This window comes from Streptomyces cyaneochromogenes (assembly GCF_003963535.1).
Taxonomy (GTDB): domain Bacteria; phylum Actinomycetota; class Actinomycetes; order Streptomycetales; family Streptomycetaceae; genus Streptomyces; species Streptomyces shaanxiensis.
Genome location: NZ_CP034539.1, coordinates 4060473 through 4079338, shown reverse-complemented (window position 1 = coordinate 4079338; position 18866 = coordinate 4060473). Strand labels below are relative to the sequence as shown.

Sequence of the window (18866 nt, the reverse complement as noted above, 5' to 3'; positions counted from 1 at the left end):
CCGTCCTTCCCCTGACCTGCCCCTCGAATGGCCAGTCTGCCAAGCTGAGGGCGCATCGCGCCGCAGTACGACAAGCTGACACCCACGACGAGTCGCCGACGAACAGCCGGGGAGCAGGAAAGCAGATGGACCTCGACGTCTTCGTCACCGCCCACCGAGCTGAGTGGGACCGCCTCGAAACCCTCCTGGGGCGCCAGCGCCGCCTCACCGGAGCCGAGGCCGACGAACTCGTCGTCCTCTACCAGCGCACCGCCACCCATCTCTCCCTGATCCAGTCCAGCGCACCCGACCCCCAGCTGACGGGCCGACTCAGCCAATTGGTGGCACGCGCGCGTAGCGCTGTGACAGGAACCCGACGCGCCTCCTGGCGCGATGTCACCCGCTTCCTGGCCCACGGCTTCCCAGCGGCGGTCTACCGATCGCGACACTGGTGGGTACCCACGGCGCTCCTGTCCACCCTCGTCGCGGCCCTCCTGGGCTGGTGGATAGGCACCCACCCCGAAGTGCAGGCGACCATCGCGGCCCCCAGCGAACTACGCGAGCTCACCCGCCCAGGCGGCCAGTACGAGACGTACTACTCCAGCCACCCCGCGGCTTCCTTCGCGGCCCAGGTCTGGACGAACAACGCCTGGGCCGCTGCCCTGTGCCTGATCCTGGGAGTGTTCCTCGGCCTCCCGGTGCTCTGGATCCTCTTCCAGAACATGCTCAACCTCGGCGTCGGCTTTGGCCTGATGTCCTCGGCAGGACGCCTGGACACGTTCCTCGGCCTGGTCCTGCCGCACGGTCTCCTCGAACTGACCGCGGTCTTCGTCGCCGCCGGCACAGGCTTGCGCCTCGGCTGGACCCTCATCGACCCCGGCCCCCGCACCCGACGCTCAGCCCTCGCCGAGGAAGGCCGAGCCGCGATCGGCATGGCGATAGGCCTCGCACTGGTCCTGTTCGTCTCGGGCGCCATCGAAGGCTTCGTCACCCCATCGGGCTTGCCTACCTGGGCGCGCATCACCATCGGCGTCATAGCTGAGCTGGCATTCCTCGCATACGTCTATGTCCTCGGCGGCCGTGCCGCCCGAGCCGGAGAGACAGGCGATGTTGAGGCAGCCGAGCGCAGTGCTGCCGTTCCAACGGCGGCCTGATGTGCGGACACCCCTGTTGAACTGCTAGTCTCCTCTTCGCCCCACAAGAGCCGTTGACACGGAGCGCGTGGGGAGGTAGATTCGAACAGTTGCCTGGAAGTGGATGTAGTCCAGACCGGGCCGAGTGAGTATCTGTCTGCTTCAGTGGAACATCGATTCCCGAGAAGCCCCTCCCGATAGATTCGGAAATGAGCGGCTGGTCAATCCGGCCCGGAACTTCTGATAAAGTCGGAACCGCCGGAAAGGGAAACGCGAGAGCGGAAACCTGGAAAGCACCGAGGAAATCGGATCGAGAAAAGATCTGATAGAGTCGGAAACGCAAGACCGAAGGGAAGCGCCCGGAGGAAAGCCCGAGAGGGTGAGTACAAAGGAAGCGTCCGTTCCTTGAGAACTCAACAGCGTGCCAAAAATCAACGCCAGATATGTTGATACCCCGTCTCCGGCCATCACGGCTGGGACGAGGTTCCTTTGAAAAAACACAGCGAGGACGCTGTGAACGGTCGGGCCTATTCCGCTCGACTGTTCCGCTCTCGTGATGTGTCGTCCCGATTACGGGAAAACATTCACGGAGAGTTTGATCCTGGCTCAGGACGAACGCTGGCGGCGTGCTTAACACATGCAAGTCGAACGATGAACCACTTCGGTGGGGATTAGTGGCGAACGGGTGAGTAACACGTGGGCAATCTGCCCTTCACTCTGGGACAAGCCCTGGAAACGGGGTCTAATACCGGATATCACTCTCGCAGGCATCTGTGAGGGTTGAAAGCTCCGGCGGTGAAGGATGAGCCCGCGGCCTATCAGCTTGTTGGTGAGGTAATGGCTCACCAAGGCGACGACGGGTAGCCGGCCTGAGAGGGCGACCGGCCACACTGGGACTGAGACACGGCCCAGACTCCTACGGGAGGCAGCAGTGGGGAATATTGCACAATGGGCGAAAGCCTGATGCAGCGACGCCGCGTGAGGGATGACGGCCTTCGGGTTGTAAACCTCTTTCAGCAGGGAAGAAGCGAAAGTGACGGTACCTGCAGAAGAAGCGCCGGCTAACTACGTGCCAGCAGCCGCGGTAATACGTAGGGCGCAAGCGTTGTCCGGAATTATTGGGCGTAAAGAGCTCGTAGGCGGCTTGTCACGTCGGGTGTGAAAGCCCGGGGCTTAACCCCGGGTCTGCATTCGATACGGGCTAGCTAGAGTGTGGTAGGGGAGATCGGAATTCCTGGTGTAGCGGTGAAATGCGCAGATATCAGGAGGAACACCGGTGGCGAAGGCGGATCTCTGGGCCATTACTGACGCTGAGGAGCGAAAGCGTGGGGAGCGAACAGGATTAGATACCCTGGTAGTCCACGCCGTAAACGGTGGGAACTAGGTGTTGGCGACATTCCACGTCGTCGGTGCCGCAGCTAACGCATTAAGTTCCCCGCCTGGGGAGTACGGCCGCAAGGCTAAAACTCAAAGGAATTGACGGGGGCCCGCACAAGCAGCGGAGCATGTGGCTTAATTCGACGCAACGCGAAGAACCTTACCAAGGCTTGACATACACCGGAAACGGCCAGAGATGGTCGCCCCCTTGTGGTCGGTGTACAGGTGGTGCATGGCTGTCGTCAGCTCGTGTCGTGAGATGTTGGGTTAAGTCCCGCAACGAGCGCAACCCTTGTCCTGTGTTGCCAGCATGCCCTTCGGGGTGATGGGGACTCACAGGAGACCGCCGGGGTCAACTCGGAGGAAGGTGGGGACGACGTCAAGTCATCATGCCCCTTATGTCTTGGGCTGCACACGTGCTACAATGGCCGGTACAATGAGCTGCGAAACCGTGAGGTGGAGCGAATCTCAAAAAGCCGGTCTCAGTTCGGATTGGGGTCTGCAACTCGACCCCATGAAGTCGGAGTTGCTAGTAATCGCAGATCAGCATTGCTGCGGTGAATACGTTCCCGGGCCTTGTACACACCGCCCGTCACGTCACGAAAGTCGGTAACACCCGAAGCCGGTGGCCCAACCCCTTGTGGGAGGGAGCTGTCGAAGGTGGGACTGGCGATTGGGACGAAGTCGTAACAAGGTAGCCGTACCGGAAGGTGCGGCTGGATCACCTCCTTTCTAAGGAGCACTTCTTACCGAGCTCTTCGGGGCGAGGTCAGAGGCCAGTACATCAGCGAATGTCTGATGCTGGTTGCTCATGGGTGGAACGTTGATTATTCGGCCGGGTTTTCGGGTCGGAGGCTGCTAGTACTGCTCGTAAGAGCGTGGAACGCATGATCTCCGGACGGGGCCTGGCCGGGCACGCTGTTGGGTGTCTGAAGGTGCGGCCGTGAGGCCGGGAAGCCTTCGATGCCGGCCCCAGTGCACTCGGATCTGTTGGTTCGGGGTGATGGGTGGCTGGTCGTTGTTTGAGAACTGCACAGTGGACGCGAGCATCTGTGGCCAAGTTTTTAAGGGCGCACGGTGGATGCCTTGGCACCAGGAACCGATGAAGGACGTGGGAGGCCACGATAGTCCCCGGGGAGTCGTCAACCAGGCTTTGATCCGGGGGTTTCCGAATGGGGAAACCCGGCAGTCGTCATGGGCTGTCACCCATACCTGAACACATAGGGTATGTGGAGGGAACGCGGGGAAGTGAAACATCTCAGTACCCGCAGGAAGAGAAAACAACCGTGATTCCGGGAGTAGTGGCGAGCGAAACTGGATGAGGCTAAACCGTATACGTGTGAGACCCGGCAGGGGTTGCGTATGCGGGGTTGTGGGATCTCTCTTCTGTCGTCTGCCGGCGACAGGACGAGTCAGAAACCGTTGATGTAGGCGAAGGACATGCGAAAGGTCCGGCGTAGAGGGTAAGACCCCCGTAGTCGAAACGTCAGCGGCTCGTTTGAGAGACACCCAAGTAGCACGGGGCCCGAGAAATCCCGTGTGAATCTGGCGGGACCACCCGCTAAGCCTAAATATTCCCTGGTGACCGATAGCGGATAGTACCGTGAGGGAATGGTGAAAAGTACCCCGGGAGGGGAGTGAAATAGTACCTGAAACCGTGTGCCTACAAGCCGTGGGAGCGTCGGATGGAAGCTTGCTTCCATCTCGTGACTGCGTGCCTTTTGAAGAATGAGCCTGCGAGTTTGCGGTGTGTTGCGAGGTTAACCCGTGTGGGGAAGCCGTAGCGAAAGCGAGTCCGAATAGGGCGATATAGTAGCGCGCTCAAGACCCGAAGCGGAGTGATCTAGCCATGGGCAGGTTGAAGCGGAGGTAAGACTTCGTGGAGGACCGAACCCACCAGGGTTGAAAACCTGGGGGATGACCTGTGGTTAGGGGTGAAAGGCCAATCAAACTCCGTGATAGCTGGTTCTCCCCGAAATGCATTTAGGTGCAGCGTCGTGTGTTTCTTGCCGGAGGTAGAGCACTGGATAGGCGATGGGCCCTACCGGGTTACTGACCTTAGCCAAACTCCGAATGCCGGTAAGTGAGAGCGCGGCAGTGAGACTGTGGGGGATAAGCTCCATGGTCGAGAGGGAAACAGCCCAGAGCATCGACTAAGGCCCCTAAGCGTACGCTAAGTGGGAAAGGATGTGGAGTCGCAGAGACAACCAGGAGGTTGGCTTAGAAGCAGCCACCCTTGAAAGAGTGCGTAATAGCTCACTGGTCTAGTGATTCCGCGCCGACAATGTAGCGGGGCTCAAGCGTACCGCCGAAGTCGTGTCATTGCGATATATACCCCCAACGGGGATCGTGATGGGTAGGGGAGCGTCGTGTGCCGGGTGAAGCCGCGCCGGAAGGCAGTGGTGGACGGTTCACGAGTGAGAATGCAGGCATGAGTAGCGATTCACACGTGAGAAACGTGTGCGCCGATTGACTAAGGGTTCCTGGGTCAAGCTGATCTGCCCAGGGTAAGTCGGGACCTAAGGCGAGGCCGACAGGCGTAGTCGATGGATAACCGGTTGATATTCCGGTACCCGCTGTGAAGCGTCAAACATCGAACCAGGCGATGCTAAGTCCGTGAAGCCGCCCTGGAGCCTTCGGGCAAAGGGGAGTGGTGGAGCCGACGGACCAGACTTGTAGTAGGTGAGTGATGGGGTGACGCAGGAAGGTAGTCCAGCCCGGGCGGTGGTTGTCCCGGGGTAAGGGTGTAGGCCGGTGTGTAGGTAAATCCGCACACCGTTAAGGCTGAGACCTGATGCCGAGCCGATTGTGGTGAAGTGGATGATCCTATGCTGTCGAGAAAAGCCTCTAGCGAGTTTCATGGCGGCCCGTACCCTAAACCGACTCAGGTGGTCAGGTAGAGAATACCGAGGCGTTCGGGTGAACTATGGTTAAGGAACTCGGCAAAATGCCCCCGTAACTTCGGGAGAAGGGGGGCCACACCTGGTGATGGCACTTGCTGCTTGAGCTGGGGGTGGCCGCAGAGACCAGCGAGAAGCGACTGTTTACTAAAAACACAGGTCCGTGCGAAGCCGTAAGGCGATGTATACGGACTGACGCCTGCCCGGTGCTGGAACGTTAAGGGGACCGGTTAGTCATTCTTCGGGGTGGCGAAGCTGAGAACTTAAGCGCCAGTAAACGGCGGTGGTAACTATAACCATCCTAAGGTAGCGAAATTCCTTGTCGGGTAAGTTCCGACCTGCACGAATGGCGTAACGACTTCTCGACTGTCTCAACCATAGGCCCGGTGAAATTGCACTACGAGTAAAGATGCTCGTTTCGCGCAGCAGGACGGAAAGACCCCGGGACCTTTACTACAGTTTGATATTGGTGTTCGGTTCGGCTTGTGTAGGATAGGTGGGAGACTGTGAAGCGGGCACGCCAGTGTTCGTGGAGTCGTCGTTGAAATACCACTCTGGTCGTGCTGGATGTCTAACCTGGGTCCGTGATCCGGATCAGGGACAGTGTCTGATGGGTAGTTTAACTGGGGCGGTTGCCTCCTAAAGGGTAACGGAGGCGCCCAAAGGTTCCCTCAGCCTGGTTGGCAATCAGGTGTTGAGTGTAAGTGCACAAGGGAGCTTGACTGTGAGACCGACGGGTCGAGCAGGGACGAAAGTCGGGACTAGTGATCCGGCGGTGGCTTGTGGAAGCGCCGTCGCTCAACGGATAAAAGGTACCCCGGGGATAACAGGCTGATCTTCCCCAAGAGTCCATATCGACGGGATGGTTTGGCACCTCGATGTCGGCTCGTCGCATCCTGGGGCTGGAGTCGGTCCCAAGGGTTGGGCTGTTCGCCCATTAAAGCGGTACGCGAGCTGGGTTTAGAACGTCGTGAGACAGTTCGGTCCCTATCCGCTGTGCGCGTAGGAGTCTTGAGAAGGGCTGTCCCTAGTACGAGAGGACCGGGACGGACGAACCTCTGGTGTGCCAGTTGTTCTGCCAAGGGCATGGCTGGTTGGCTACGTTCGGGAGGGATAACCGCTGAAAGCATCTAAGCGGGAAGCCTGCTTCGAGATGAGGACTCCCACCCACTTGATGGGGTAAGGCTCCCAGTAGACGACTGGGTTGATAGGCCGGATCTGGAAGCACCGTGAGGTGTGGAGGTGACCGGTACTAATAGGCCGAGGGCTTGTCCTCAGTTGCTCGCGTCCACTGTGTTGGTTCTGAAACCACGAACGGCCCCGCGTTCCCACAGAGCGTGGTGCGGCATGTTTGACAGTTTCATAGTGTTTCGGTGGTTATAGCGTGAGGGAAACGCCCGGTTACATTCCGAACCCGGAAGCTAAGCCTTACAGCGCCGATGGTACTGCAGGGGGGACCCTGTGGGAGAGTAGGACGCCGCCGAACAAAATTTGAGAAAGCCCCCGACCGGGGATACCGGTTCGGGGGCTTTCTGCATTTCTGGTTCGTGCGCGGTTTGGTCTTTTGGGGGGAGTCCGATTGACGGGCTCCCCCTATGGGTTACAGACGTCCTGCCGTCTTGAGGGCCAGGTAGGCGTCCGCCAGGGCCGGCGCGAGTTCCTCCGGCGTTGCGTCGACGACCGTAACGCCGTGACGGCGGAGCTGTTCGGCCGTGCGGTGGCGTTCGTTCTGGGCCTGGGCGGATGCTGCTGCCTCGTACACCGCGTCTGTGTTTCCGCGTGCTGTTGCCATGCCTGCGATGTGAGGGTCCGCCACTGATGCCAGCAGAACTGTGTGGCGCTTGGTGAGCTGAGGCAGGACAGGGAGCAGGCCCTCTTCGATCGGGGCGGCATCGAGCGTGGTCAGCAGCACGATCAGGGAGTGGCGGGGCGCCGTACGGAGAGCTGTGGCCGTAAGGCCTCGGGCGTCCGTTTCGACCAGCTCGGGTTCGAGGGTGGCCATCGCGTTGACCAGGGAGGGCAGGACATCGCTTGCTGTGCGGCCCTGGACGAGTGCGCGTACTCGGCGGTCGTAGGCGAGGAGGTCCACGCGGTCGCCGGCTCGGGAGGCGAGGGCGGCCAGGAGCAGTGCTGCGTCCATGGAGGCGTCGAGGCGGGGAGCGTCGCCGACGCGTCCTGCCGAAGTTCGCCCGGTGTCCAGGACGAGGAGGATGTGACGGTCGCGTTCTGGGCGCCAGGTGCGTACGGCGACCGTAGATTGTCGGGCCGTAGCGCGCCAGTCGATGGAGCGGGTGTCGTCGCCAGGGACGTACTCGCGCAGGCTGTCGAATTCTGTGCCCTCGCCGCGAGTGAGAACGCTGGTGCGGCCGTCGAGTTCGCGCAGGCGGGCCAGTTTGGAGGGCAGGTGCTTGCGGCTCGTGAAGGGGGGCAGGACGCGTACCGTCCAGGGGACTTTGTGGGCGCCCTGGCGGGTGAAGAGGCCAAGGGGGCCGTACGAGCGAATCGTCACGCGGTCGGCCTGGCGGTCGCCGCGGCGGGTGGGCCGTAGGCGTGTCGTGATGCGGCGGCGTTCGCCGGCGGGGACCGTCACGCGGTGTCGGGAGGCCGCCACCTCTGTGCCTGGCTGCCAGCTGCTGGGCGGCCAGGCGTCACGGAGGTGGGCGCGGAGCAGGCGGCCGGACGGGTTGGTGATAGTGAGGGTGACGTCGGCTGACTCGCCCAGGCGGACGGAGGTATCGCCGGAACGGGTCAGGCCCAGCCGTCGTACCGGTGCTGCCAGGGCGAAGTCGCAGGCGCAGGCCGCGGCCAAGGGTGCGTTGACCGCGAGGATGCCCGTCCAGCTCGGATCCCAGATGCCTACGGGGAGGGAGCCCAGGGCCGCGAGGAGCGCGGCGCGTCCGGTGAGTGCCATCAGCGGGGCACAGGGACGTGGGCGAGGATCGCGTTGATGACGGAGTCGGCTGTGACGCCTTCCATCTCGGCCTCGGGGCGGAGCTGCACGCGGTGGCGGAGGGTGGGGAGGGCCAGTGCCTTGACGTCGTCCGGGATGACATAGTCCCGGCCGGTCAGCCAGGCCCATGCTCGGGCTGTGGCCAGGAGGGCGGTGGCGCCGCGCGGGGAGACGCCCAGGGTCAGGGACGGCGACTCGCGGGTGGCTCGGCAGATGTCGACGACGTAGGCCGTGATCTCCGGGGAGATCGTCGTCTTGGCCACCGCGGCGCGTGCCGCCTCTAGGTCTGCGGGGCCCGCTACGGGGCGTACGCCGGCGGAGCGCAGGTCGCGCGGGTTGAAGCCTTCGGCGTGGCGGGTGAGGACGTCGATCTCGTCCTGGCGGGAGGGGAGCGGGATGGTGAGCTTGAGGAGGAAACGGTCCAGCTGGGCTTCGGGGAGGGGGTACGTGCCCTCGTACTCCACCGGGTTCTGGGTCGCGGCGACCAGGAACGGATCGGGGAGCGGGCGGGGCGTGCCGTCGACCGTGACCTGACGTTCCTCCATGGCTTCCAGCAGGGACGACTGGGTCTTCGGCGGAGTGCGGTTGATCTCGTCGGCGAGGAGGAGATTGGTGAAGACCGGGCCGGGCTGGAAGGAGAACTCGGCTGTGCGGGTGTCGTAGACGAGGGAGCCCGTCACGTCGCTCGGCATGAGGTCGGGGGTGAACTGGACGCGCTTGGTGTCGAGTTCGAGTGCGGATGCGAGGGCGCGGACGAGCAACGTTTTGGCGACCCCAGGGACTCCTTCTAGGAGAACGTGTCCGCGGCAGAGGAGGGCGACGACGAGGCCGGTCACGGCGGGGTCCTGGCCGACCACGGCTTTGGCGATCTCGGCGCGCAGGGCTTCCAGGGAAGCACGGGCGGTGCCCGGATCCCCGGTGTTCCCGGCGTTGTCAGTGGTCGGGTCCATCATGGACGGCGTACCTCTCTTTCGAGGGCGTCGAGTTGGTCTGCTAGGGCGATGAGGGCCGTGTCGTCGCTGGGCGGCGGGCCGAAGAGGAGCGTGTGCAGGGTCTGTCCGTCTCCGTGGTTGTGGAGGTGGGCAGACAGAGCGGGGAGCAGGGCCTCGGGCGCGTGCGCCTGGGTGATGGGGACACCGATCAGAGGGGCGAGGCGCGTGCGGGTGGTGGAGCGAAGAGCGGTGGCCGCGCGGTCGCGGGCGTTGGCCTTGCGGTAGAGGCGGGCGCGGCCTTCGACGGTTTCGGAGGCGCGGATCGCCACGGGGAGTTTCTCGGGCACCAGAGGGCCGAGTCGGCGTGCCCTCCAGAGGGCGGCCAGGGCTGCGGCGATGAAGAGCTGGAGCGTGCCCCAGAGCCAGCCCGAAGGGAGCAGGTCGAAGAAGCTGCGTTCGTCGTCCGAGTCGGCGGCCGACGCGTCGGAGAGCGAGGGGAGGTACCAGACCAAGTGGGGGCGGGAGCCGAGGAGTTGGAGGGCGAGGGAGGCGTTGCCCTGCTCGTCGAGACGTTCGTTGTAGAGGATGTCGGGCGCGCCGAGGACGATGGAGTCGCTGTCCCCGGTGCTCTCCGGGACGCGCAGCAGGGTGGCCAGGCGCTCGCTGGGGTAGCACTCGTCGGCGTCGAGGTGGGTGGTGGTGTAGCGGACTCCGCCCAGGTCGGCGGTGCCCGCGCGCTGGGCGGCGGGCAGGGCGCAGTCGGGGGAGAGCTCCGAGTCGAGGCTGGTGGCGGGGTCCGCGGTGACCCCGGGGACGAGTCGTTCGACGGACCAACTGCCCGGGGCGACGAGGACGGTTCGGCCACCGGAGTCGGCGGTCGTCGAGCGCAGCCAGGACTGTTGACGGTGCGTCAGCAGGTCGGGGGAGGCGACCAGGAGGGTGGTGTCCGCAGCGGCTGCGGCGCGTGCCTCGTCAAGGGTGGTGACCACGCGTGTGTCCACGCCGCGGTCGGCGAGGAGTTCGGCGACCGCTCGGCTGCCCTTGGGGTCGGCGGAGCGTGGGTCGAGGGTGCCGTGCCGGGTGTCGGAGCGGATCGTGGCGATCACGACGGCTGCCACCAGGAGGAGCACGACTGCGAGGGCGACGCCTCGCGCGCGGGTCCATACCTGGCGTGCGGTGGGCGAGGCCGAGGTGGACGGGAGCGTGGCCTCGGTCGTCATTCGGCGGCTCCCTGGCGGGCGTTGTGGGCCGTGCTGGGGGCGCTGTTCGCGAGCTGTGGCTTGCTGCTCTCCAGGTCGCGGTCGAGTTCGGCGATGCGCTGGTACGCCTGCCGGGTCGCCGTGCGGCCGCCGTATGTGACGTCGTCGAAGTCCCGGGCCGCGGCGCGCAGTCGGTCCGTGTGGGAGGGCAGTGAGCGGCCTGCTTCGGCGGCGGCCTCGTCCGCGGTGCGGCCGGGGCGGACGTCAAGCAGGGCGCGCTCCTCGAGGGAGCGGACGATGGCGCGCATGCGTTCCTGGACGGCCTGGTTCCAGTGGCCCTGGGCGGCGTGTGCTTCGGCGGCGGCCCGGTGTTCGGCGGCGCTGCGGGGGCGGTCGTCGAACAGGGCGGCGGAGGAGGTGGGTTCGCGGCGTGGGGTGCCCAGGCGCCACCACAGGGCGCCGAGGACCGCGAGGACGACCAGGATGACGACGACCAGGCCGACCGGACCTCCGGGTGTCACGGTCGCGGCGCTGCTGAAAAGGTCCTCGACCCAATCCCAGAACGCATCGAGGGCGCGCTGGAACCAACTGGGCTCGTTCTCGTGGTACATGCCCTTGGACAGCTCGCGTCGGGCGGCCTCCCGCGCAGGATCGCGTGGGATCGTCAGCGGCGGCTCGTCGTCGGAACGCGCGAGCAGTGCCAGGACGGCTGTGTCGCCGGAGCGCGACAGCGACGGTGTGACCATGTCGCCGGTGCCTGGCAACGCGCGTACGACTGCCTCGGGCAGCGCTGATGCCGTTGTGAGAACTCCCCCCGCCAGGTTCACCGGTTCAGCTCCCCGGGGTGCCGGTGCCGTAGCCCTGGACGCCGGCTGCTCGGGCCAGTTCGAGGTCGAGGGCCTCGCGGCGGATGCGTTGGTCGATGTAGAGCAGGACGGTGACGCCGGCCGTGATCGGGAAAGTGATCATGGAGCCGATCACCGAGCCCACGCCGCTGACGATGAGGAACGTCCAGCCGAGGTCGTTGGTGCCTTCGAGGAAGCTGGTCGCGCCGTCGCCGCTGAGGGCGCCGGCGAGGAAGGTGAAGGGGATGACGACGATCGCCGCGACGATGTTGGCGATGATCGTGGCGAGCAACTGGATGCCGAAGACTCGCCACCAGGAGCCGCGGACCAGCTTGGCGGAGCGGCTCAGCGCCTTCATGATGCCCTGCTTCTCCAGCATCAGAGCGGGCGAGGCGAGGGAGAAACGGAACCACAGCCACAGCGCGACGATGCCGGCGCCGAGGATGCCCAGGAAGACGAGTGCCGCGCCGCCGTCACCGGAGCCCGAGGCGGCCACCAGGATGCCGGGGAGAGCACCCACGAACACCAGGCCGAAGGTCATGAGCAACAGCAGGAAGAGCAGGCCGAAGAGTCGCAGCACCTGAGGGCGCGCGTCGCGCCAGGCCTCGCCGGTGGTCACCGACTTGCCGAGCACCGCGCGGCTGGTGACCGTCGTGAGCAGGGCGGTCGCGATGATCGCGCCGATCACCGAGATCAGGAAGATCACGCTGGAGCCGAGCAGGGCGTCGCGTGTGGCGCGAGCCAGCTCGCTGAGGGTGGCGCTCGGGTCGTTGAGGGCCTCGGTGCTCGCGAGGTCGTTCAGGACGAAGCCCTGGAGGAGGATCACGAGGATCTCCGTGACGATCGCGACGGTCAGCGAGATGCCCAGGACCGTGCGCCAGTAGGTGCGCATGGTGGAGACCGCGCCGTCGAGGATCTCGCCGACGCCCAGTGGACGCAGCGGGATCACGCCGGGCTTGGCAGCGGGCGGGGGGCCTCCCCAGCCGCTTCCCCAGGCGCCGTATCCGCCCGGGGCGCCGTAGCCCGGGTGACCGCCGCCGTAGCCGCCGTATCCGCCGGGGCCGGCAGGCGGGGGAGCGCCCCAGCCCGGGCCGGGCGGTGGGGGCGGCGGGGTCTGGCCGGGAGCCTGGGGCCCCGTGGGGGCGGACCACTGGCCGGGTGGCGGCTGCTCCTTGGACCACTTCTGGCCGGCGTCCTGTGGGTCCGGTCCCGGCTGCTGTGCGGGGTCGGGACGGTCCGCGGGCTCCGTGGGGCCGGACGCGCCGGGTTCCTGTCCGTCGGACGGGGCGGATCCGGGCGAGGCCCAGCCCGGAGTGTCGTTCATCGTCGCTCCTTCACGGTGCCCATCCGCGGTCGCGGCGGCAGGTTGGCAGCCATCGTGCCATGGGGTGGTCGACGAGGTACCGGCCGCGGTATGGGCTGCACACCTTCAATTGTCCGCCGGACAAGGGGCAGACTGATCGCATGGCTGATCAGTACGCGCAATCCGGCGAGGACGACAGGCCGACGGGGACACCGGCGATCCGGTGGGACGAACCACCCGAGGGTCCCGTTCTGGTGCTTCTCGACCAGACGAGACTGCCGGCGGAGGAGGTCGAGCTGGTCTGCACGGACGCGCCCGCGCTGGTGGAGGCGATCCGTTCGCTCGCCGTGCGCGGCGCGCCGCTGCTCGGGATCGCCGGGGCGTACGGGGTCGCGCTCGCCGCCGCGCGCGGATTCGACGTGGACGCCGCCGCGGAGTCGCTGGCGGGTGCCCGGCCAACGGCCGTGAATCTCGGCGTCGGCGTGCGAAGGGCCCAGTCCGCGTACCGGGCCGAGCTCGCGCGGAGTGGGGACGTCGAGCAGGCCGCGGCTGCTGCCCTGAGCGCTGCGCGGGCGTTGCACAAGGAGGACGCCGAGGCCAGCGCGCGGATGGCAGAGCGTGGGCTGGCGCTGCTGGACGAGCTGTTGTCCGGCGGTGGGCATCGCATCCTCACGCACTGCAATACCGGGGCCCTGGTGTCGGGCGGGGAGGGCACGGCGTTCGCGGTGGCGCTCTCGGCGCACCGGGCCGGGCGGCTCAGGCGGTTGTGGGTGGACGAGACACGGCCGTTGCTGCAAGGGGCTCGCCTCACGGCGTACGAGGCGGCGCGCAACGGGATGGCGTACAGCTTGCTCACGGACAACGCGGCGGGTTCGTTGTTCGCCGCCGGGGAGGTGGATGCGGTGCTGATCGGGGCGGATCGCATCGCGGCCGACGGTTCGGTGGCGAACAAGGTCGGGAGCTATCCGCTCGCGGTGCTCGCGCGCTACCACCATGTGCCGTTCATCGTGGTGGCGCCGCTGACGACGGTGGATCCGGCGACGCCGGACGGGGCGTCCATCGAGGTCGAGCAGCGCCCCGGGTTCGAGGTGACAGAAGTCGTGGCGCCTCAGGTGCCGGTGGCGGGGGCGGAGGCTGGTGGCGGGATTCCGGTGGCGCCGCTGGGGACGCAGGCGTACAACCCGGCGTTCGATGTGACGCCGCCCGAGCTGGTGACGGCGATCGTCACGGAGGAGGGAGTCGTCTCGCCCGTGACGGCTGAGGCTCTGGCGGAGCTGTGTGCCAGGGCGAGGTCGGTGACGTAGAGCCGGTGACACAGAGCTTGTGAGGCAAGGGCTGGAAACGGGCGGGCGGGCAGAGGGGGTAAAGCCGCCCAAAGGTAACGCCGTGTGATCGCGGCAAGGGCAGACAGTGGCGACCGCGTACGACTAAGGTCACTGGCCGGTGACCTATCTCACCACTGCCTTCGCCACTGTTATGAGAATGGGATGATGGCATTCATGAAGGGACGAGTCCTTGTCGTCGACGACGACACCGCACTGGCCGAGATGCTCGGCATCGTGCTGCGTGGTGAAGGTTTTGAGCCGTCTTTCGTAGCCGACGGCGACAAGGCGCTGGCCGCATTCCGGGAGACCAAGCCCGATCTTGTGCTGCTCGACCTGATGCTGCCCGGTCGGGACGGTATCGAGGTGTGCCGCCTGATCAGGGCGGAGTCCGGGGTGCCGATCGTGATGCTCACGGCCAAGAGCGACACCGTGGACGTGGTGGTCGGTCTGGAGTCCGGTGCCGATGACTACATCGTGAAGCCGTTCAAGCCGAAGGAGCTCGTCGCCCGTATCCGGGCGCGGCTGCGGAGGTCGGAGGAGCCGGCGCCGGAGCAGTTGGCCATCGGTGACCTCGTGATCGACGTGGCCGGGCACTCCGTGAAGCGGGACGGGCAGTCGATCGCGCTGACGCCTCTGGAGTTCGACCTGCTGGTCGCGCTGGCCCGTAAGCCGTGGCAGGTGTTCACGCGTGAGGTGCTCCTGGAGCAGGTGTGGGGCTACCGGCACGCGGCCGACACCCGGCTGGTCAACGTGCACGTGCAGCGGCTGCGTTCCAAGGTCGAGAAGGACCCGGAGCGTCCGGAGATCGTGGTGACCGTCCGTGGCGTCGGCTACAAGGCAGGGCCGAGCTGACATGTCCGGGGACAGTGCCGCTGCGGCCCCCGGTCGGACCGGGGCCCGTCCGGAGCGGCCTGTCGGCCGGAAGGGGTCGGGCTCCCGATGGGGACGGTTCCTCGAGGGCGGGCTGCTGCAGGGTGGAGTCCAGGGCAGCCCGGTCCTTCGTCTTGTGCTGCGCTGGGTGCGTCGGCCGCTGCTGCCGGTCATGCGGCTGTGGCGGCGCAACATCCAGCTCAAGGTCGTCGTCACGACCCTGCTGATGTCGCTGGGTGTCGTTCTGCTGCTGGGCTTCGTGGTCATCGGGCAGGTGCGCAACGGGCTGCTCGACGCCAAGGTGAAGGCCTCGCAGAGCCAGGCCACGGGCGGGTTCGCGGCGGCCAAGCAGAGGGCCGACGAGGCGGAGGCCGGGACCGCTGACGACGGTGCGACGGTGGACGAGCGTTCGGATCAGAACGTCATCCAGTGGATGAGCGACCTCGTGTCCTCGCTCTCCAGCGGCGGGCAGGGCGCCTTCGAGGTGGTGACGCTTCCGGCCTCCGCGGGGAGTGACACCGGTGGTCGCGGGCGACGTGCCTCCGGCGGTGTGGATCCGACCGCGAGTGTGCCGGAGGCCCTGCGCGATCGCATCGACAGTGCGACGGGCGCGTTCCAGAGCTACACCCGTGTCGTCTACCAGCCCACCGCTCACAAGGAGTCCCAGCCGGCCCTGGTCATCGGCAAGCAGGTCAACGATCCCAACGGTGACCCGTATCAGCTCTACTACCTCTTCCCGCTCAGCCAGGAGGAGAAGTCGCTGAGTCTGGTCAAGGGGACGCTTGCCACCGCCGGGCTCTTCGTCGTCGTACTGCTCGGAGCCATCGCCTGGCTCGTGGTGCGCCAGGTCGTCACGCCCGTGCGGATGGCGGCCGGGATCGCCGAGCGGCTGTCGGCCGGGCGGCTGCAGGAACGGATGAAGGTCACCGGCGAGGACGACATCGCGCGGCTCGGTGAGGCCTTCAACAAGATGGCGCAGAACCTGCAGCTGAAGATCCAGCAGCTGGAGGACCTGTCGCGGATGCAGCGGCGGTTCGTGTCCGACGTATCGCACGAGTTGCGGACGCCGCTGACGACCGTGCGTATGGCTGCCGATGTCATCCATGAGGCGCGGGAGGACTTCGATCCGGTGACCGCGCGGTCGGCGGAGTTGCTCACCGACCAGCTGGACCGGTTCGAGTCGCTGCTCGCCGACCTGCTGGAGATCAGTCGCTTCGACGCGGGTGCGGCGGCGCTGGAGGCCGAGCCGATCGACCTCAGGGAGGTCGTGCGGCGCGTGGTGACCGGGGCCGAACCGCTCGCCGAGCGCAAGGGCACACAGATACGGATCCTCGGTGACCAGCAGCCCATCGTCGCCGAGGCCGATGCCCGGCGTGTCGAGCGGGTGCTGCGCAATCTGGTCGTCAACGCCGTCGAACACGGCGAGGGCAGGGACGTCATCGTCAAGCTCGCGGCTGCGGGCGGGGCGGTCGCGGTCGCGGTGCGGGACTACGGCGTCGGGCTCAAGCCCGGTGAGGCGACCCGTGTCTTCAGCCGCTTCTGGCGGGCCGACCCGGCACGCGCGCGTACCACGGGCGGTACGGGTCTGGGGCTGTCCATCGCGCTGGAGGACGCGCGGCTGCACGGCGGCTGGCTACAGGCGTGGGGCGAGCCGGGCGGCGGCTCGCAGTTCCGGCTGACGCTGCCGCGGACCGCGGACGAACCGCTGCGAGGGTCGCCGATACCTCTGGAGCCCAAGGACTCGCGGCGCAATCGAGGACTTAATGACGCCGGTCTGCCGTCCGGCGGAGGCGAGAAGGCCGCGACGGTGCCGGCGCAGCCCACAGGTGGCCAGGCGGCACCTATGGCGTCGAGGGGCCCGATCGCGTCACGGATGGGCACTGCGGTCCCCAAAGCCGATCCGACGGCGTTGCCGGGCAACGGCGCGCGGGTGGTACCCCGCCCCGCGTCCGGTGCGCGTCGGCAGGACGACCCGCCCGGTGCAGAAGGGCCGCCGAGTGAGGAAGCCGGGCAGGCCGAGGAGTCGAACAAGCATGGGGAGGCATCTCGTGGGCGCTGACCGCGACGGGGGCGCCCGGCGCACGCCGGGGCGCGCGGTGGCCTACGCCGCCTGTGGCGCCGTACTGCTGGCGGGGTGTGCCTCGATGCCCGACAGCGGCGATCTGCGCGGCGTCGAGTCCACGCCGCGCCAGGACACGCAGGTGCGGGTCTTCGCCATGCCTCCGCACGAGAACGCTTCGTCTTCGGAGATCGTCTCGGGCTTCCTGGAGGCGCTGACCAGTGACGATCCGAACTATGAGATAGCACGCAAGTACCTGACCAAGGAAGCCTCGGAGAAGTGGCGGCCCTTGCTGTCCACTACGGTGCTCGCCGACGGGCCGGGCGTCGAATCCGACCGGGTGGGGGGCCGGGAGGAGACCGAGAGTCTCTCGTACACGCTGACCGGCGCCAAGGTGGCCACGGTCGACGCGCAGCAGTCGTACTCGCCTGCCGACGGGAACTACAGCGAGACGATGCATCTCACCCAGGACAAGAAGACCAAGCAGTGGCGCATCGATGTGCCGCCGCGCGGGGTCGTCATGGGCAAGTCGGACTTCCAGCGCAACTACATGCCCGTCGACAAGTACTACTTCGCCACGAACACCACGCTCGGGACCTCCCCGCACACGGCGGCCGTCGCCGATCCCGTGTACGTGCGCAGGAACGTGGATCCCATGACGGAGATGGTGCGTTCGCTGCTCAAGGGGCCCACCAGCTGGCTCGATCCGGTGGTCAGGTCGAGCTTCCCCACCGGTACGGGGTTGAAGGAAGACGGCGCCTCGCTGACCCCCAACGACCAGAACATCCTGACCGTCTCGTTGAACGACAAGGCGGCCCGGGTCGGGCTGACCAAGTGCTATGAGATGGCGACGCAGCTCCTGTTCACTCTGCAGAACCTCACCCCCACCGTGGACGAGGTCGAGCTGAAGGCGGGCGGCAGGCAGCTGTGCACGCTTACGGAGGAAGGAGCACAGGCCGTGGCCGCGCGCGGGTCGGTCGAGCGCGCCGAGTACCTGTACTTCCTGGACGCCAAGCACCGGCTCGTACGGCTGGCCGCCGCCACCAACGACACGCATCCCGATGCCGTGCCGGGTGCCCTCGGGGAGGGCGAGAAGGAGCTCGGGTCGGTGGGCGTGTCGCGTGACGAGGACATGGCGGCGGGGGTCGGCCTGGACGGCAAGGAGCTGTACGTCGGGGCGCTGGTGTCGGGCGGCCCGCTCGGGGAGCCCGAGCTGACCAGTGAAGGCAGGACGCAGGACGAGCGGTTGTCGGCGCCGAGCTGGGACGCCCAGGGTGACCTGTGGGTGGCGGACCGCGATCCCCGCAAGCCCCGGTTGCTCCTGCTGGAGGAGGGCGTGGGCGATCCGCTGGTGGTGAAGACACCGGGGCTGGAAGGACGCATCGAGTCCGTGCGGGTGGCCGCCGATGGAGTGCGGATCGCGCTCGTCGTGAAGAAGGGCGACACATCGTCGCTGCTCATCGGGCGGATCGAGCGGGGCGAGGACGGCAAGGACGGCGAGCGAGCGGCCGTGTCGGTGCACGAACTGCGTTCCGCGACGCCGGAGTTGGAGGAGGTCACCGCCATGTCGTGGGCCGGGGACAGCCGGCTCGTGGTGGCCGGGCGCGAGAAGGGCGGCGTCCAGTCGATGCGGTATGTGCAGGTGGACGGCTCGACACCGGAGGGGCCGGTGCCCGCGGCTCTCAGCGGCGTGAAGGAGATCACCGCGTCCGAGGACACACGGCTGCCTCTGGTCGGCTACTCGGAGGACGGGATCGTAAGGCTGCCGTCCGGGATGCCCTGGCAGAAGGTGGTGACGGACGGGACGGCGCCGGTTTATCCGGGGTGACGTCGTGCCCGGGCCGCGCCGTTGAGGTTCGCGGACGGTGAGCTTGGCGGCCGCTTCCGGCCGGAGGGTGACTCCGGTTGGGGGCGGTCGCTTTTTTGTAGGGGTGGGAGGTCAGCTCCAGGTGATTGCTCGGGGATTGGGCGTGGCTTTGGGGCGGAAGAGGGCG

The 18866-nt window shown here is 66.5% G+C and carries 10 protein-coding genes and 3 rRNA genes; 8 read left to right on the top strand and 5 right to left on the bottom strand.

Annotation, left to right across the window (positions count from 1 at the left end; all coding sequences use genetic code 11):
- Window positions 1-125: 125 nt before the first annotated feature.
- The 4 genes from EJ357_RS18180 (at window position 126) to rrf (ending at window position 6875) form a co-directional block, all read left to right on the top strand.
- Entirely contained in the window at window positions 126-1133 is a 1008-nt protein-coding gene (locus tag EJ357_RS18180; protein ID WP_126392676.1) for a stage II sporulation protein M, read from the top strand.
- 562 nt (window positions 1134-1695) lie between these two features.
- Window positions 1696-3221, top strand: a 16S ribosomal RNA gene (locus EJ357_RS18170).
- A gap of 322 nt (window positions 3222-3543) precedes the next feature.
- A 23S ribosomal RNA gene (locus tag EJ357_RS18165) occupies window positions 3544-6665 on the top strand.
- 93 nt (window positions 6666-6758) lie between these two features.
- Window positions 6759-6875, top strand: a 5S ribosomal RNA gene (rrf, locus tag EJ357_RS18160).
- The 16S, 23S and 5S rRNA genes sit together here, the layout of an rRNA operon.
- 114 nt (window positions 6876-6989) lie before the next feature.
- Here rrf and EJ357_RS18155 read toward each other — a convergent pair.
- From EJ357_RS18155 to EJ357_RS18135, 5 genes are all read right to left on the bottom strand, one after another.
- Entirely contained in the window at window positions 6990-8300 is a 1311-nt protein-coding gene (locus tag EJ357_RS18155) for a DUF58 domain-containing protein (RefSeq protein WP_126392675.1), read from the bottom strand.
- A complete protein-coding gene (locus EJ357_RS18150; protein WP_126399613.1) occupies window positions 8300-9289 on the bottom strand; it encodes an AAA family ATPase in 990 nt (329 codons plus the stop codon). The genes EJ357_RS18155 and EJ357_RS18150 overlap by 1 nt, the downstream gene beginning before the upstream one ends.
- On the bottom strand, window positions 9289-10491 hold the full coding sequence (locus tag EJ357_RS18145; RefSeq protein ID WP_126392674.1) for a DUF4350 domain-containing protein: 1203 nt from the start codon (window positions 10489-10491) through the stop codon (window positions 9289-9291). Before EJ357_RS18145 ends, EJ357_RS18150 begins: the two co-directional genes overlap by 1 nt.
- Window positions 10488-11216: a DUF4129 domain-containing protein gene (locus EJ357_RS18140; RefSeq protein ID WP_126392673.1), complete on the bottom strand. Its 729-nt coding sequence runs from the start codon at window positions 11214-11216 to the stop codon at window positions 10488-10490. Before EJ357_RS18140 ends, EJ357_RS18145 begins: the two co-directional genes overlap by 4 nt.
- Before the next feature lie 85 nt (window positions 11217-11301).
- Window positions 11302-12639 (bottom strand): glycerophosphoryl diester phosphodiesterase membrane domain-containing protein, encoded by a 1338-nt coding sequence (locus EJ357_RS18135; RefSeq protein ID WP_126392672.1) that lies wholly within the window; start codon window positions 12637-12639, stop codon window positions 11302-11304.
- 140 nt (window positions 12640-12779) lie between these two features.
- Between EJ357_RS18135 and mtnA the strand changes: the two genes are divergently transcribed.
- The 4 genes from mtnA to EJ357_RS18115 all read left to right on the top strand — a co-directional run bounded on the left by mtnA (window position 12780) and on the right by EJ357_RS18115 (window position 18700).
- Window positions 12780-13922 (top strand): S-methyl-5-thioribose-1-phosphate isomerase, encoded by a 1143-nt coding sequence (gene mtnA / locus EJ357_RS18130; protein ID WP_126392671.1) that lies wholly within the window; start codon window positions 12780-12782, stop codon window positions 13920-13922.
- 183 nt (window positions 13923-14105) lie between these two features.
- Entirely contained in the window at window positions 14106-14795 is a 690-nt protein-coding gene (gene mtrA, locus EJ357_RS18125) for a two-component system response regulator MtrA (protein WP_187822996.1), read from the top strand.
- A 1-nt stretch (window position 14796) separates the two neighbouring features.
- On the top strand, window positions 14797-16872 hold the full coding sequence (mtrB, locus tag EJ357_RS18120) for an MtrAB system histidine kinase MtrB (protein WP_126392670.1): 2076 nt from the start codon (window positions 14797-14799) through the stop codon (window positions 16870-16872).
- On the top strand, window positions 16862-18700 hold the full coding sequence (locus tag EJ357_RS18115; protein ID WP_126399610.1) for an LpqB family beta-propeller domain-containing protein: 1839 nt from the start codon (window positions 16862-16864) through the stop codon (window positions 18698-18700). Before mtrB ends, EJ357_RS18115 begins: the two co-directional genes overlap by 11 nt.
- Window positions 18701-18866: the final 166 nt, after the last annotated feature.